Source organism: Clostridium sp. TW13 (assembly GCF_024345225.1).
Taxonomy (GTDB): domain Bacteria; phylum Bacillota; class Clostridia; order Clostridiales; family Clostridiaceae; genus Inconstantimicrobium; species Inconstantimicrobium mannanitabidum.
Map to the genome: position 1 here is coordinate 744,791 of NZ_BROD01000001.1, position 17,400 is coordinate 762,190.

General features: G+C 31.0%; 10 protein-coding genes. 9 read left to right on the forward strand and 1 reads right to left on the reverse strand.

From position 1 onward, the window contains the following. The first annotated feature begins 163 nt into the window (after window positions 1–163). From OCU47_RS03540 to OCU47_RS03555, 4 genes are all read left to right on the forward strand, one after another. Window positions 164–5,020 (forward strand): pullulanase X25 domain-containing protein, encoded by a 4,857-nt coding sequence (locus tag OCU47_RS03540; RefSeq protein ID WP_261827213.1) that lies wholly within the window; start codon window positions 164–166, stop codon window positions 5,018–5,020. A 417-nt stretch (window positions 5,021–5,437) separates the two neighbouring features. Further along, on the forward strand, window positions 5,438–6,751 hold the full coding sequence (locus OCU47_RS03545; protein WP_261827214.1) for an MATE family efflux transporter: 1,314 nt from the start codon (window positions 5,438–5,440) through the stop codon (window positions 6,749–6,751). Window positions 6,752–6,926: 175 nt separating this feature from the next. Next, window positions 6,927–8,933 carry an LTA synthase family protein gene (locus OCU47_RS03550; RefSeq protein ID WP_261827215.1) on the forward strand — a complete coding sequence of 669 codons (2,007 nt, stop codon included), beginning with the start codon at window positions 6,927–6,929 and terminating at the stop codon, window positions 8,931–8,933. Between the two features lie 352 nt (window positions 8,934–9,285). Then, on the forward strand, window positions 9,286–10,974 hold the full coding sequence (locus OCU47_RS03555) for a PTS transporter subunit EIIC (protein WP_261827216.1): 1,689 nt from the start codon (window positions 9,286–9,288) through the stop codon (window positions 10,972–10,974). 30 nt (window positions 10,975–11,004) lie between these two features. Here OCU47_RS03555 and OCU47_RS03560 read toward each other — a convergent pair whose 3' ends face one another. After that, entirely contained in the window at window positions 11,005–11,328 is a 324-nt protein-coding gene (locus OCU47_RS03560; protein ID WP_261827217.1) for a rhodanese-like domain-containing protein, read from the reverse strand. Between the two features lie 252 nt (window positions 11,329–11,580). Here OCU47_RS03560 and OCU47_RS03565 point away from each other — a divergent pair, with 252 nt between their 5' ends. From OCU47_RS03565 to aroC, 5 genes are all read left to right on the forward strand, one after another. Further along, window positions 11,581–12,543 carry a glycosyltransferase family 2 protein gene (locus OCU47_RS03565; RefSeq protein WP_261827218.1) on the forward strand — a complete coding sequence of 321 codons (963 nt, stop codon included), beginning with the start codon at window positions 11,581–11,583 and terminating at the stop codon, window positions 12,541–12,543. Window positions 12,544–12,907: 364 nt separating this feature from the next. Next, entirely contained in the window at window positions 12,908–13,921 is a 1,014-nt protein-coding gene (gene aroF / locus OCU47_RS03570; protein ID WP_261827219.1) for a 3-deoxy-7-phosphoheptulonate synthase, read from the forward strand. Between the two features lie 22 nt (window positions 13,922–13,943). After that, window positions 13,944–14,996, forward strand: coding sequence for a 3-dehydroquinate synthase (aroB, locus tag OCU47_RS03575; protein ID WP_261827220.1), 1,053 nt, complete (start codon window positions 13,944–13,946; stop codon window positions 14,994–14,996). Between the two features lie 72 nt (window positions 14,997–15,068). Next, the gene (gene aroA, locus OCU47_RS03580) at window positions 15,069–16,346 is read left to right on the forward strand and encodes a 3-phosphoshikimate 1-carboxyvinyltransferase (RefSeq protein WP_261827221.1); all 1,278 of its coding nucleotides are present in this window, start codon (window positions 15,069–15,071) and stop codon (window positions 16,344–16,346) included. Beyond that, window positions 16,324–17,397 carry a chorismate synthase gene (gene aroC, locus OCU47_RS03585; protein ID WP_261827222.1) on the forward strand — a complete coding sequence of 358 codons (1,074 nt, stop codon included), beginning with the start codon at window positions 16,324–16,326 and terminating at the stop codon, window positions 17,395–17,397. The genes aroA and aroC overlap by 23 nt, the downstream gene beginning before the upstream one ends. Window positions 17,398–17,400: the final 3 nt, after the last annotated feature.

Here is a 17,400-nt window from a genome sequence, read left to right on the forward strand (position 1 = left end):
TTTTTATTTTTACATTAAGAAAATTAACATAAACACTAAAAATAAAAATATATTCAAAATCATATGGCATTTTCCAAAAATGGTGATATAATAATATCTGTAAACGGTATCTAAGGTCAAAACATTTTGGAAACGTTTCCGAAAATATTACAGGGGGGATAATATGAGATCAAAAAGTCATAAGAAATTAACATGGCTTACATTGCTTATGTTTTGTTTTACATTTTTCAACAATGTACTACTAACTACAGCTAAAGCAGATGAAACAAGTACTAAGGCAGTTCAAAGTGATGCTGTGGCAGTGCTTGCAGGTGATTTTTTAGAAAGTAATGGCATGGGTGCTAATTGGGATCCAGCTAATTACAAAGGTCAATTAAAGGAATTTAAAAATGGTATTTATGAAGAGGCTTTTTCATTAAAGGCTGGTGAATATCAATACAAGATTGCTATGAATGGCAAGTGGGATGAAAACTATGCAGGCAAGAATACTAAGGATGGAAATACAGTATTAAAGTTGACACAAGCTACAAAGGTTTATTTTAGATTAGATCTTAAGAAGGGTGCAGTTTATGATTCAATAAATACACCTGATCAATTTAAGACTAAAGCTATTTTAGCTGGTGGCATAGATAATTTACTAGATAAAGGACAAGTATGGAATCCAGGAGATGATAATTTTAAGCTTGACTATATTGGAGGCGGTTTTTATAAGAAGACTTTCCCAATAAAAGAAAGTGCTCAAGCTAATGATTATAATCTTGAATATAAGGTTTCATACAATGGTGCTTGGAACAATGGAGAAGGTCAAGCTAATGTTTCAGTTAAAGTTCCAAAGGGTACAAAGGAAATTACAATCTTAAGTAATTACTTAAATGGAATCGTTACCGATTCTATAACTAACCCTGAAATTTTAAACACAGCTTCCCTTATAGGAACAGTAAGAGGGGACAAGGATACATGGAATGAAAAGAGTGCAGATTTTGATATGTACAGCTTAGATTCCACAAAATTTATGTACACAAAAATGCTTAAGGCAGGAAGTTATGAATATAAAACTGTATTAAATCATAGCTGGAACAATCCTGTACCAGCAAATGGCAATGCAAGTTTAAAGTTAGATGCTGACAAGAATGTAGTATTTATTGCAGATTTAAAGACTCAAAAGGTAATTGATTCTGTAAATAATCCTGATGATGTAAAAGTTGCTTTAGGTTTAAAAGCACCAGTAGTAACTGTAAAGAGCCCAATAATTAATGAAAGTGGTTCAATTACATTTAACTATAAGGCTCCAGAAGCAAAAAATGTATACTTAGCAGGAAACATGACAAATTGGGCTGATGGTAAAAAGTTGATGACTAAAAATGCTGATGGTGTTTGGTCAATTACTTTAAGAGTAGGAGATAAAGCTCAAAAATTACAGTATAAGTTCATCGTTGATGATAACTGGGTTACAGATCCATGTAATACTGCAACTGCAGATGGAAATTCAGCTTTAGATTTCCCTGAATACACAGGAAGAATAGTAACTCTTCCAGGGTCAATTCAGACTGCAATTGGCAGCACAGCTTGGAGCCCAGCAGACAAGAATGTCCAATTTACTTATACAGGGAATGGAAATTACAAATTAGATTTAAAGAATGTAAAAGCAGGACAATATGAATATAAGGTAGCTATGAATTATAAATGGGATCCAGAAAACTATGGATTAAATGGAGTTCTAGCTGGTGCTAATATTCCAATAACTATTCCAAATACAACAGACGTAACTTTCTTATATAATGATGATTCTCATCAAGTAACAAGCAGTTTAAATTATAAAGTTTTAGACATTGTTTTATTTGATGGTACAAAACAATTATGTAAGTTAACTGATGAAAAATTAACTGGGGTTTATTCAGGAAAAGCTGATTTAGCAGCAGGTACTTACACAAATCTTAGTTTAGAAGTTAAAGATGAAAATAAGAATTCAAAGAAAGTATCATTAGAAAAATTAGTAGTAGATAAGGATAAGACTATAACTTTTTCTTATGATCCAACTACTGAAATAACATTTAATGATAATTCAAATATTAAGTTAGATACTAACGCAATAAAATATAACTCAAGATCAGAAGAATATAAGAAACCATATGGAGCTACTCCTGTAGGAACACCTATTAGTTTCTCAATAAAGACAAATAAGGATGAAGCTACTCAGGTAAAAATTATTCTTGGAACTAAAACTGGAACTCTAGTTAAAGACTTAAGCAAAAATGGCAGTTATCCAGATGGAAGTGATAGATGGACAATTACCTATACACCAAACGAAATAGGAACTTATTCATACTATTTTGTTCTTTCAAATGGTGCAGATGTAAAAGCTTATGGTGATGACGACGGATATTTTGGAGAAGGAAAAGCAGCTAATATTGGAGAAGTTAAAAATTATGAATTTAACGTTCAAACAAAGAATTTTAAAACTCCAGATTGGTTAAAGAATGGTGTTATTTATCAGATATTCCCAGATAGATTCTTTAATGGAGATAAAAATAATGATTATCTTCAAAAGTATGCTAGAGGAACTGATGAATATGAATTCCCAAGCGATTGGTACAGATTACCTGAAGATCCACAATTAGAAAATGATCCTAGCTATAAAAATTATCCACAAGCATCTAAGGGTGATGGTGTTTGGTCTAATGATATGTATGGTGGAGACTTAAAAGGAATAGAACAAAAAGTACAATACCTAAAATCATTAGGTGTAACTATTCTTTATTTAAATCCAATAGGACAATCAATTTCTAATCATAGATATGATACTACTGATTATTCAAAGGTTGATCCACTATTAGGAAACATGGATGACTTTGTTAGTCTTGCTAATTCAGCTAAGAAGAATGGAATGCACATAATTTTAGATGGTGTTTATAACCATGTATCAGATGATTCTATTTACTTTGATAGATATGGCAAGTATATGGCAAAGGGTAAGCCAATTGGAGCATATCAATATTGGTCAAGAGTTTATGATTTAATGAATCAAAAGGGATTAAAACAACAAGAAGCAGAAAAGATTGTAACAGCTGATTTACAATCAAAGGGTATAACTGATTTACACTATAAAGACTGGTTTGTAGTAAGTAATAAATGGTTAGACAAAGATAGTTCAGGAAAGGAACTTCCAAAAGCTCAACAAAGATATGATTATGAAGGCTGGTGGGGATATGATTCAATGCCAGTAATCCAAGCATTAAATGGTTCAGAATATCAAGTTAAGTCTTGGGCTAATGAAGTTATTGATGGAAAAGATGCTATCTCTAGACAATGGTTAAGAAAAGGTTCTAGTGGTTGGAGACTTGACGTAGCAAATGAAGTTTCAGATGAAACTTGGAGAGCATTTAGAACTGCAGTAAAGAGCGAAGGAGATAACGCAATCATCGGTGAAATTTGGACTGATGCATCAAAATATATCCTTGGAGATATGTATGATTCAGTAATGAACTACAGATTCAGAGGAGCACTTATTAATTACGTAAAGGGAACACAGGATGATAATAAGACTGTTGCATCAGCAAAGGATTCAATGAATGAATTAGAAAAGATGAGAGAACAATATCCAAGAGAAGCATTAGAAGCTATGATGAACCTTGTAGATTCTCATGATACTCAAAGAGTAATTTCTGCTTTGGATGGAGTTAAGAAGAGTGAAAAAGGATTCCCAACAGAAGCAAGTAAAGAAGCTAAACAAAAAATGAGATTAATACCATTTATACAAATGACTTATGTTGGTGCACCAACAATTTACTATGGTGATGAAATTGGTATGGTTGGTTGCGATGACCCAGACAATAGAAGAGCATTTACTTGGGGAGTAGGAGATAAGGATTTAGTACAATGGTATGCTAAACTTGCAGCTATTAGAAAGGCTTATTCATCATTAAGAAATGGAGATGTACTACCTTCAGAAATACAAGCAGATTATGCAGATGATGTAATGGCTTATGTAAGAAAAGACAGCGACAGTCAAGTATTAGTAGCATCAAATAGACAAAATAAACAGATACAAGTACAATTATCAACTCCAGGAATTGCTGATGGAACAAAATTAACTAATATATTAAACACTAAAGAAGTTTACACTGTACAAGATGGAAAGGTTACAGTTTCTATACCAGCTGTAGGTGGTGTTATTTTAGTTAATACAGTTAAATCAATTTCTGTAAATTATTCAGCTTTAGCTGATGCATATGACGGAAACAAGGTTGCTGTAAGAGAAACTCCAGTTAGTTCAAAGAATATTATTGCTAGCATAGATAAGGCTAAGGATGGAGATACAGTAGTAATATCTACAATGAATGAAGGAATCAGTAAAGATGTACTACAAAAATTAGTAGATTCAAAGAAAAAATTAAATATTGTAATAAAGAGAGGAAATGTTACATTAACAGTAAAGGATGTAGCGGGACTTAAGGCAGCTTTAGAAGCAACAGGTATGTATGATTTACAACTTGTATTCAATGGAAATGTACTTGACCCAAATACAATTAAAAATTTAAATGCAAATATAGTTGCTCAAGTAAGCTTTAGTACAAATTTAAAAGATGGAAAATTAGGAACAGATGTTGATGTTCAAGTTCCTGTAGACTCTAAATACAATGGAAAAACATTATTTGTATATTATGTTGATAACAGTGGCAAGTTCACTTTAGTTTCAAAAGAAAATGTTAAAGATTCTATGTTGACATTTACTGTTAACCACTTTAGTGGTTATGTTGTTTCTGATAAAGAAATAGTAATCAATCCAAATAATAACCAGAACAACAATCAAAATAATAACGGTAAAACACCAAATCAACAAAATACAGGAACAAAAGATAACAATGGAGGTACTTCTGGTGGTAATACATCAAATGGTACTCTTGTAAAAACAGGAAGTCCTATAAGTACAACTTCAATAATTATACTAGCTTTACTATTAACTTCAGCTGGAGCAGTTTTAGTTGTTAGAAGTAGAAGAAGAGTAAGAGATGCTAAATAATGCATAAATTATTTGCAAAATAACTCAAATGGTCTTAGGATAGAGCCAATATCCTAAGACCATTATTTTTTATTCTTTAGGAAATTATAATAAAATCAAATTTGTGGATAACTTATAAAAAAGGCTATTTGATTAGGCTTCGTATGGAAAAGAATAAAAAAGAAATTATATTCGCCTGCCAAATTTTTCTCACATTCGTTCGAAAAGGCAGATGTGTAAAAAAAATCTCCTGCTCCACAGTCGCCTGCGATTTTTTATGGTTTTGGTTATTATGGATGTTTGATACATTTCTGTATAATTGGTATAATTAATCTAGAGTTTTATTTAGAAGTAATTTTAATTTATTAGGAGGTGATCCTTTGAGGCTGCTTTTAACAACCCTTCTTTTTAGATAATAAAAAAGAAGGGTGATTAAATATGAAAATAAATAAATTAGCAATACCACTTATGTTAAACAACGTATCTTCTATGGTTATAGGCATCTGTGATCAAGCAATGGTAGGAAGAACTTATTTAGAAGGGTTTGCTTCAGTTGGAATAATTGGAAGTAACATATATAGTGTTACAGGAATACTTGGGGCTATTTCAGTAGCTTTTAATATCTTAGGTTCAAGGGCTAAAGGAAAAGATGATTATAAACAGATAAACAATAATTTGTTTTTTAGTATGTTTTTCAGTATAATAATTGGAAGTGCATTTTTTACTCTAAGTGTGATATTTGGAGCAAATATTTTAGAAAATTTCTTTAATATTCATGGTAATACACTAATTGATGCAACTATATATCTTAAAATATTTAGTTTATCTATTGGTTTGAATATGATTTTGTTTAATTTCTCATCTTATTTTAAGATAATAAATCGAACAAAATATATCTTGTACTCAAGTATAATTTCATCAGTTTCTAATACTATGTTAGACTATGTACTTATTTTTGGAAAGCTTGGTTTCCCAAAGTTAGGTATAGCGGGAAATGCAATTGGATCTGTTATGGCGTTGGGGTTAGGCATAGTATTTTATATTATTATCATTATAAAGAACAAATTGTTTAAAAGCACTAAAATAAATATGTTTAGGGATGCTAAAGAGATGATGAAAATATCTGTACCTTTAGCTTTGCAAGATTTGGTAGAGTCAACAATTATAATTTTTATGATGAATTATATATTGTCTCATATAGGTCTATTAGAAGTATCAATATATAATTTGATTTTTAGTATCATAAATATAGCATTAATGCCAATGTATGCTTATTCTCAAGCTGCATTAAATATAGTCAGCGAAGGAATTGGTGCTAAAGATTTGAATGAAATAGATGTAACAGTTAAGGCTTGCATTAGAAGAGCTTTAGTCTTTTATATGTTGATATGTTCGATAATGTTTATTTTTAGAAACTACATTCCAAAAGTAATTACTGACGATATTAATTTAATTAACAATGTTCCTAAATACGTGTTTATATGTATTATTGCTAATGCAGCTAATGTTCCTAGTTGTGTGCTTAAATATAGTATACAAGCTTTAGGCGGAGAGAAGTTTGTGTTTTTTGTAACTTCTATAATTTCTATTTTATCTATGATGTTAATTTATATATTTGTTTGCATATTAGATTACAAGCTTAATAGTGTATATATTGGACTTATGATTAACTATATAGCATTAAATTTAGTGCTTTATAGAAAATTTAAGTATTTGAGAACCAATATGGAATACTTAAATAAAAAATTTTAGTTAATATAGATAGGTAATACTTTCAATAAATAAATTGGATAAAGTATTACCTATTCTTTCATTCAAAAAAATTTAATAAATTATTTTTGGTATAAGATGCTAATAACAGTGCAATTTCTAAAAAAAAAAGAGTATAATAATGTAGTCGATTATGAAATTGTAAAGGAGAGAGCATATGAAAAAGTTAAATATATCTGAAAAAAATAAAAATATTTTAACTTGGTGTTTAATGTATTTATGCTTATTTATGCTTATTGAAGCATTTCAAAGAAGTAGTTTATTGCAAGCTGTTACATATATATTTCAACACCCACTAATATCTTTGTATAATATGAGCATTATAGTTTGCTTGAGTTGCTTTATATTATTACTGAAGAGAAAAAAATTAGGGTTTGTTATTTATTCTATTTTATGGGCTATATTAAGCTGTGCAAGTGGAATAAAGTCTGTTTTTAGAGGAGATCCTCTTATGGCTCAAGACTTCTTTTTAATAAAGGAAGCAGGAGATGTTGCTAATTCATATTTAAGTGGAGCTAAAATGATTTTAATAGGAGTATTAATTATTGCTTCTATTTTTGCAGTAGTTTATACTTGGAAAAATGAGAAGACAAGTGTGAGATTTCCAAATAAATTTTTTACAATAATTGCTGTAGCATTAGTTCTTGGATTTCCATTTTTATCAAGAGGAATCGTACAAGCACTGAATATAAAGCCGGTATTATGGGATATGAGAAGTTCTTATTATCAATTTGGATTTGCTTATTCATTTGGTGAAACAGTAACTTCACTAAAGCCTAGCAAGCCAGATACATATTCTAAAGATAAGATTCAATCAATAAAAAATGAGCTTAGTACTGAAGTTATGGCAAAAGTAGAAGAAACATCAAAAGCCAAGAATACTATTAGTTCTGATGTTAAGCCAAATGTTATAGGATTTTTATTGGAAGCTTTTTTTGATCCTACAACCTTACCAGGAGTTAAATTTTCTAGAGATCCAATACCTAATTTTAGAGCATTAAGTCAAAAGTATTCATCAGGTAAAATGACTGTGCCCGTAATAGGTGGAGGAACAGTAAATACTGAGTTTGAGGCATTTACTTCAATGAGTACAAAGTTATTGAGTCCAGGTAATACCCCATATGTGCAAACACTTAGAACAAAGTCAGTAGAATCAGTTGCAAGTGTACTAAGAGATAATGGATATACAACAACTGCAATTCATGATCACTGGGGAAATTTTTATAATAGAGTAGATGTATACAAGAATATAGGTTTTGATAGATTTATAAGTGGAGAAACTATTCCATATAAAACACATAGTGGGGAATGGGAAGAAGATAAGGTGATGTTAGATCCAATCAGTAAAGTTCTATCTCAAAGAGAAGATGGAAATTATATATTTGGAGTAACAGTGCAAACTCATGGACCTTATGATGGTACAAAACTTATTTCTGAAGATGGACCTAAGGTAGTAGAAGGACCTTTAAATGAAAATGAAAAAATACAACTTGAAAATTATGCCTACCAACTTGAACAGGCTGATAAATTTATTAAATCAGTGGTAGATTTAATAAACAGTACAGGCAAACCTACAATACTATATATGTACGGAGATCATTTGCCAGCTTTAGGAAATAATTTTAGTGTATATGACAAAGTAAAGTTAACAGACGGTCAAAAGTTCGCCACACCATATTTAATATGGGATAATATAGGACTTAAAAAGAATGATGAGGATATCAAAGCTTATCAGTTATCTCCAAAGATATTTGATATACTAAATCTAAAAGGGACTACAATGGCTCAGTTCCAAAGAAAATATAAACAAGGTAATGCAACAGAAGAAGAATTTAAATTGATGGAATATGATCTTCTATATGGTAAGGATTATACCTATACAGATTCAAAACCATTTGAAATAAAAGATATGACCATAGGTTTGATTCCTTTAACTGTTACATCAGTTGAAATAAAAGATGATAAAGTTGTTATAAAGGGAACTGGTTTTACAGAGCAGAGTAGAGTACTGAAACATAATAAGATTATTGATACTACTTTTGTAGATACAACTACTTTAGAAGTAGCTAAAGATAGTGTTAAATCAGGAGATTCAATAGAAGCGTGTTATATAGATTGGAAGAATGGTGTTTACACAAAAAGTCCAACTTTTAGTGTGAAATAAAGGTCATATGTAAAGAATATTAATATAATGTTATGTAAGGAAAACTAATAAACTTATCTCCGGTATAAATAATTATATCGTTGATAAATTATTAGTTTTTTTTATTTAATAAATTTGAATAGTTGTTTAAGTAAAAATACATACTAGTTATAAGTAAACATGATTTTAGGTATCTAAAAATAGATAAGAAGTCTGAATATGCTAAGGATATTTTAAGTTAGGCAAAAGAAAGCAGATTTCACAGAGAGTGAATTATCTAATGGCTTTTTTGACGCGGTAAGAAGTAAAATAGCTAGCATACGGGTTTACTTATTTTTTTAGGATGCCTTATATAACAAGAGGAGGAATTATAATGCTTCAGTATTTACAAAGAATAGGAAAGGCCTTAATGTTACCAATAGCAGCTCTTCCTATAGCAGGTATTTTATTAGGCTTAGGTGGTGCTTTGCTGGGTATATCTGGATTGACAAATCCACCAGCAGTATATGGGCCATTAATATCTTTTGTTAACATACCTTTTGTAACAGGTGTTCTTCAGATAATGAAGGGAATAGGAGATATAGTATTTGGAAACTTACCATTACTATTTGCAGTAGGTGTTGCTGTTGGTCTTTCAACAAGAGACAAAGGAACTGCAGCACTAGCAGCTGTATTTGGTTTCCTTGTAATGAATAAAGTTATATCAGTAATGTTAGCTTTAGGAGTTACCCAATTGGGGGTTGTAACTGCTGCTAATGTAGGAAGTTATGCAACCTTTACAACAAATACATTAGGAATATTTACATTAAATATGTCAGTGTTTGGTGGTATTATAACAGGGATTATTACATCAATATTACATAATAAGTATTACAATATTCAATTACCACCAGTGCTTGGATTTTTCTCAGGGTCAAGATTTGTTCCAATAGTTACAGCCTTAGCAATGGCATTAGTAGGAGCAATATTAGCATTTGCTTGGCCTGTAGTGCAGACAGGAATTTCATACATAGCTATATTTGTTAAAAACTCAGGAATCTTTGGTACATTCTTATTTGGATTAATTGAAAGATCATTAATCCCATTTGGATTGCATCACATTTTCTATACACCATTCTGGTATGCTTCTTTCGTAGAAGCTCAAGTACATGTAGCAGGTGCATGGAAGACAGTTGCAGGAGCTAATACAGCATACTTTGCTCAATTGTCAAGCATGTCAGATTTAGTTGGTATGTCAGCTGCTGATATGAAAACTATAGTAAGTGGAACAACAAGATTTATGGCTGGTAAGTTCCCATTCATGATGTTTGGTTTACCTGCAGCAGCCTACGCTATGTATAAAAATGCACTTCCAGAAAAGAAAAAGTTAGTAGGCTCACTACTTGCTTCTGCTGCACTTACTTCATTCTTAACAGGTATAACAGAACCAATAGAATTTACATTTTTGTTCGTTGCACCAGTACTTTATGTAGTACATTGTGTGCTTGCAGGTATATCATTCTTATTAATGGATCTATTTAGTGTATTTATAGGAATGACATTCTCAGGTGGATTCTTAGACTTTACACTATTTGGGTTATTACCAGCAGGTGCCGGAGTTAAAACCAACTGGTTTATGCTTGTTATTGTTGGATTAGTTTATGCAGTAATATACTATTTTGTATTCTCATTATTAATTCAAAAATTAAACTTAAAGACTCCAGGTAGAGATGAAAGTGAAGAAGAAGCTAGACTTTATACAAAGGCAGATTTCCAAGAAGCTAAGGGTATAAGTCCAGATAAAAATACTAAGGGTGCTAAAAATGCTAATAATGAAATAGTAGAAAAAGCCCCAGCTGTATTGGCAGCCTTAGGAGGAGCGGACAATATAACCAATCTTGATGCTTGTATTACAAGATTAAGAGTTGAGGTTAGAGATAAGTCTAAAGTTGATAAAGCTAAACTTAAAGAATTAGGAGCTGCTGGAGTTATGGAAGTTGGTGCTGGTGGAATTCAAGCTATCTTCGGTGCTAAAGCAGATGCGTATAAAAATGAGATTAATAACATCTTAGGTATTGGTTAAGATTAAATATAAAAATAACAGAGGTTCTCGTTAACCTCTGTTATTTTTGTTAAAGGAGGCATTAACCCAACTAGTGTAACCTCCAAGCATATTATAAATATTATTGAATCCATTATTTTCAAGGACTTCAGAAGCTTGAAAGCTTCTTCCACCTCGTTCACAATATACAAGGATAGGCGTATCTTCATATCCGTACAATTCATCTAAATCCATATCAATACGTCCTAGAGGAAAACATTTTGCATTTTCTAGATGACCATCATTAAATTCATCTTTTGTTCTTACATCTAAGATAATAACATCTTTTTTTTCTTTTATTAGATTATATGCATCATTTGCACTTAAGTCTATCATTTGTATGCTGCTCCTTCCTAATCTACATTTTTAGATGCTTTACAGTGCTATTCTACAGCAAATGTATTTATAAATCAAATTCACTATGGAAAATATTTATAAATACATATTGTTTACACTTTTATAATGTTATACTATAATCTTATAGTGAGTAAAATAAGGTGGCTAGAAATAAATACTAAGTCTCAATATTTGTTGCATATGGACTTACTTATTTTTCAAAATGCCTAACTTAAAAATGGGGGAAGTAAGATGTTAGATAAATTAATATCTATTATTGTGCCTATGTACTTTGAAGAGGAAGTGGCACAGGAATGTTATAATAGATTAACTAAGGTAATGAAAGAAAGTCAATTAAATTATGAGTTAATATTTGTTAATGATGGCTCTACAGATAAAACATTACCAATATTAAAAGAAATAGCTTTAAAAGATGAACGGGCAAAGGTTATAAGTTTTTCTAGAAACTTTGGTCATCAAAATGCTGTTACAGCTGGTATATTTGCTGCTACAGGAGATGCATTAGTAATAATAGATGCTGACTTGCAGGATCCACCTGAATTAATACCTGATTTAGTGGCGAAATGGCAAGAAGGTTATGATGTGGTATATGCTAAGAGAAAGCAGAGAAAAGGTGAAACTTGGTTTAAACTATTTACAGCTAAATGTTTTTATAAATTTTTACACTCAATGTCAGAAGTTGAAATTCCAAAAGATACAGGAGATTTTAGACTTATTGATAGAAAAGTTGGAGAAGTTTTTAAGAATATGCCTGAAAGAAACAGATTTATAAGGGGTATGATGAGCTGGGTTGGATTTAAACAATATGCTTTTGAGTATGAAAGGCAAGAGCGTTTTGCAGGTAGTACAAAATACCCATTGAAGAAGATGCTTAAATTTGCATCAGATGGAATCATAGCTTTTTCATCGAAGCCATTAAAGATGATATCTTATCTTGGAGGTATAACTATATTTATTTCAATAATATTGTTGATTTATTCTTTGATAATAAGAATAATTGGAGTGAATGCACAACCAGGATGGACATCAATCATAGTTGCAATATCTTTATTTAGTGGAGTGCAGTTATTATCTTTAGGAATAATAGGTCAATACATTGCAAGAATTTATGATGAAAGTAAGAATAGACCTTTGTATATTGTTGATGAAAAAATCAATTTTGAAGAAAAAGATAATAATAAAAAAGAAATTTAAAGTAATTTCTATTGACAAAGTATAAATAGAGGAATATTATATTTATAAAATAAATCAAAAAAATAAGAAAAATTTTATAAATTGTTTTTGAATAAAATTGGAGGTTTATTATGGCTTTAAAAATTACGAAAGGGCTAGTAGCAAAATTTTATAACTTTTATTACTTTAACTGGGGCTTTTATTTTAGCGCTGGATCTTTTTGCTACAAAAAAATAGTTAGTCAGACTTCGTGATGAGTTAGAGTGTGATTTAATATAAACCTATAGTTTTCTGTATTTATACAAAAAGGAACTCATTGTAGTTCCTTTTTTTTTATTCAAAAATAAATTATAGGAAAATAATTTTAATTGGGGAGGAAATATTTATGGTAGTTATTTTGAAAAAAGGAACATCAAAAGAAGAACTTGAGAGAATATCAAGAGGTATCCAAAGATTTGGAGTAAAGGTAAGTCCAGTAATTGGTGAAGAATTAATTATTCTAGGTTTAATAGGAGATACAAGTAAGTTAGATCCAAAGACTATAGAAGCTAATGAGTGTGTTGAAAGGGTTGTACATGTGCAAGAACCATACAAGAGAGCAAACAGAATGTTTAAGCCTCATGATAGCATTATAGATGTTAATGGAGTGAAAATTGGAGGAGGACATTTTGGATTAATCGCAGGTCCGTGTTCTGTAGAAAGTGAAGATCAAATCATTGGAATTGCTCAAGCGGTAAAGAAATCTGGTGCAAACATGTTAAGAGGTGGGGCTTTTAAGCCTAGAACTTCTCCATACTCTTTTCAAGGGTTAAAGGACGAAGGGTTAGACTTGTTATTAAAAGCTAAGAAGGAAACAGGACTTCCAATAGTAACTGAAATTATGTCAACAGAATACTTAGAAAGATTCGTGGAAGATGTTGATGTAATTCAAGTTGGTGCAAGAAATATGCAAAACTTCGAGTTATTAAAAGAACTAGGTAGAACAAAAAAGACTATTTTGCTTAAGAGAGGTTTGTCAGCTACCATAGAGGAACTTTTAATGTCTGCTGAATATATTATGGCAGGAGGAAATGAGGATGTAATACTTTGTGAAAGAGGAATAAGAACTTTTGAAACTTACACAAGAAATACATTGGATATTTCAGCTATTCCTGTAATAAAGAAATTATCACACTTACCTGTAGTTATAGATCCATCACACTCAGCAGGTAAATGGTGGTTAGTGGAACCATTATCAAAGGCAGCTGTAGCAGCAGGAGCTGATGGTTTGATTATTGAAGTACACAATGATCCAGAAAATGCTTTATGTGATGGTCAACAGTCAATTAAACCAAGCAAGTTTGATAAGTTAGTAGATGATATTAGATTAATAGCACAAGCTATGGGAAAAACAATTTAATCTTTGAAAAAGAGGTTCTAATATGGAAACAATAAGAGTTAATTTAGGTGATAGAAGCTATAATATAGACATAGAAAAAGGTATAAGAAAGAAAATTGGAAAGCATATTAAGCAAATTTTTAAAGGAAAAAAAATTGCTATAATAACTGATGAAAATGTAGATTCTTATTATGGAAATGAAGTTGAAAGATTAATAAAACATGAAGGATATGAAACTATAAGAATAGTTCTTGAACCAGGAGAAAAAACAAAATCTTTTAATACATTGCCTTATATCTATAATGAATTGCTAAAATTTAAGCTTACAAGAAGCGATTTAATATTAACCTTAGGTGGTGGAGTAATTGGGGATTTGGGAGGATTTGTAGCAGCAACTTTTTTAAGAGGTATAGATTTTATACAATTTCCCACATCACTTTTGGCTCAAGTAGATTCTTCTGTAGGTGGCAAGGTTGCAGTCGATTTAGAGGAAGGAAAAAATTTAATAGGTGCTTTTCATCACCCTAAGGCTGTATTTATTGATAGTGAAATGTTAGAAACTTTAGAAGAAAAATTCTTCTCAGATGGTATGGCTGAGGTTATAAAATATGGCTGCATACTAGATAAGAATCTTTTTGATAAACTAGATTCTTTTGAAGGAAGAGAGCAGCTGATGGAATATATAGATGAAGTGATTTTTACCTGTTGTGATATAAAACGTCAAATAGTAGAAAGAGATGAGAGAGATACAGGTGAAAGAATGATTCTTAATTTTGGTCATACTTTAGGGCATGCTATTGAAAAATATTTTAACTATGAGAAATTTACTCACGGTGAAGGTGTTGCATTAGGTATGTACGAGATTACTAAGCTTAGTGAGAAGAAAGGTTTGACCAAATTAGGTACAGTACAAAAAATCCAATCTATTCTTCAAAGATATAAATTGCCCTATGAAATTCAAATAGATGAAAAAGAAAAGATAATAGAGGCTATTTCTTTAGATAAGAAAAATTTGAACAATGTATTAAATTTAATTATTTTAAAGGAAATAGGAAATGCGAATATAATAAAAGAAAGTAGTGACTTTTTTAAATAAGGAATCTGAAAATGAGAGAGGCAACAATATGTGCCTCTTTCATTACATATAATTTAGATGTAGAGGTGAAGTATGAAAGAAATAAGTATTAGCCCTAAAAAGTTAAGTGGTGATGTAAATATACCACCATCAAAAAGTATGGCACATAGAGCAGTTATTTGTGCTTCTTTATCTAATGGAAAATCAATTATTACTAATATAGATTATTCAGATGATATAATTGCTACAATTAATGCTATGAGAGCTCTAGGTGCAGATATAATAGAAGAAGAAAGAAAATTGATAATAGATGGAACTAATATTTTTGAAAAAGATGCGGGAATTATAGATTGCAATGAGTCAGGTTCTACTTTGAGATTTTTAGTGCCTCTATCCATTGCAAGAAAGAATAAAGTAAAATTTTTAGGAAGAGGGAATTTGGGAAAAAGGCCACTCACAACTTTCTATAATATTTTTGATAAGCAGGAAATAAAGTACTCATATAAAGAGGACGTTTTAGACTTATGCATAGAAGGTGAATTAAAGGGTGGAGAATATAAAGTAGAAGGAAACATAAGCTCACAGTTTATAACAGGCTTACTTTTTACTCTACCTGTGCTTAAGGAAGATTCAATAATAGAAATTACTACTGAATTGGAGTCTAAGGGATATATAGATTTAACCTTAGATATGTTAAATAAGTTTGGAATTAAAATTATTAATAATGATTATAAACAATTTGTAATTAAAGGTAATCAGGAATATACACCTATGAATTATAGGGTTGAGGGAGATTATTCTCAAGGAGCTTTTTATCTTTGTGCAGATGCCTTAGGAAATAAAGTTAAAATTAAAGATTTAGACCTAAACTCACTTCAAGGAGATAAAGAAATTATTGATATATTAGAATCTCTTGGAGCAAAGGTTTTGAAAGCAGAAGAAATAGAAGTGCAAGGTTGGGAATTAGTAGGCACAGTAATTGATGGGGCTCAATGCCCAGATGTTATTCCTATAACAGCAGTAGTCTGTGCATTAAGCAAAGGGAAAAGTCGCATTATAAATGCTAAGAGGCTTAGAATTAAAGAATGTGATAGATTAAAGGCTATTAGTACAGAGTTAAATAAGTTGGGCGCTAATATAATTGAGGAAGAAGATGGACTAATAATAGAAGGGGTAGACACACTTACAGGAGGAAAGGTTCATAGCTGGAAAGATCACAGAATTGCCATGTCTCTTGCTATAGCAGCTACTTGTTGCGTAGAAAAAGTAACTATAGATTATGCAGAATGTGTTAGTAAATCTTATCCAAACTTTTGGCAGGATTATGAAAGGCTAGGGGGAAATATTGATGAGCGGATTTTGGGGGAATAAATTAAAGATATCTATATTTGGAGAATCACATGGAAAGGGAATAGGTATTACAGTAGATGGTTTAGAAAGTGGATTTTCAGTAGATTTTGATGAAGTTCAAAGGGAAATGGAAAGAAGGGCTCCAGGAAGAAATTCTATGAGCACTGCAAGAAAAGAAGGAGATAAAGTTGAAATTATGAGTGGTTATTTTAATGAAAAAACCACAGGAACTCCTTTATGTGGTGTGATATTTAATCAGGATACTAAATCTAAGGATTATACTACGCAACAGATATTGATGAGACCAGGCCATGCAGATTATCCTGGGCATTTAAGATACAACGGTTTTAATGATTATAGAGGTGGAGGACATTTTTCAGGTAGAATTACAGCACCTATTGTTTTTGCAGGAGCAATCTGCAAGCAGTTGTTACAAGCTAAGGGAATTGAAGTAGTTTCACATATTAAAGCTATTGGAGAGGTAGAAGATAAGCAGATAGATTATTGCAGCATTGACATAGAAGAGTTTAAGAAGGCTCAATCTAAAGAAATGGCTGTGTTAGATGATGAAGCTTTGCTGAAAATGAAGGATAAAATTTTAGAGGTGAAGCAGCAAGAAGATTCTATTGGTGGAGTAATTGAATGTGCTATCATAGGCGTACCAGGTGGAGTGGGAAATCCTTTTTTTGATTCAGTGGAAAGTACTATTGCTCATTTAGCTTTTTCTGTACCTGCAGTGAAAGCAATAGAGTTTGGTAAAGGTTTTGATATAACAAAACTGACAGGTTCTAAGGCAAATGATGAATATTATTATGAAGGAGATGTTGTTAAAACTAATACTAATAACAATGGAGGTATAACTGGAGGAATTACTAATGGTATGCCTATTATATTTAGGGTTGGAATAAAGCCAACACCTTCAATTTATAAAGAACAAGATACAATTAATATAAGTACAAAAACTAATGATAAGCTTAAAATAGTAGGTAGGCACGATCCGTGTATTGTGCAAAGAGCTGTACCTGTAATAGAAGCTATTGCAGCTATAGGAATTTATGATTTGATAAAGTAGGTG

Excerpts from the sequence above, each read along its gene's own strand:
- OCU47_RS03550 (WP_261827215.1), top strand. The coding sequence starts at position 6,927 with ATGAAAAAGTTAAATATATCTGAAAAAAATAAAAATATTTTAACTTGG.
- OCU47_RS03555 (WP_261827216.1), top strand. The coding sequence starts at position 9,286 with ATGCTTCAGTATTTACAAAGAATAGGAAAGGCCTTAATGTTACCAATA.
- OCU47_RS03540 (WP_261827213.1), top strand. The coding sequence starts at position 164 with ATGAGATCAAAAAGTCATAAGAAATTAACATGGCTTACATTGCTTATG.
- OCU47_RS03565 (WP_261827218.1), top strand. The coding sequence starts at position 11,581 with ATGTTAGATAAATTAATATCTATTATTGTGCCTATGTACTTTGAAGAG.
- OCU47_RS03560 (WP_261827217.1), bottom strand. The coding sequence starts at position 11,328 with ATGATAGACTTAAGTGCAAATGATGCATATAATCTAATAAAAGAAAAA.
- aroC (WP_261827222.1), top strand. The coding sequence starts at position 16,324 with ATGAGCGGATTTTGGGGGAATAAATTAAAGATATCTATATTTGGAGAA.
- aroB (WP_261827220.1), top strand. The coding sequence starts at position 13,944 with ATGGAAACAATAAGAGTTAATTTAGGTGATAGAAGCTATAATATAGAC.
- aroF (WP_261827219.1), top strand. The coding sequence starts at position 12,908 with ATGGTAGTTATTTTGAAAAAAGGAACATCAAAAGAAGAACTTGAGAGA.
- OCU47_RS03545 (WP_261827214.1), top strand. The coding sequence starts at position 5,438 with ATGAAAATAAATAAATTAGCAATACCACTTATGTTAAACAACGTATCT.
- aroA (WP_261827221.1), top strand. The coding sequence starts at position 15,069 with ATGAAAGAAATAAGTATTAGCCCTAAAAAGTTAAGTGGTGATGTAAAT.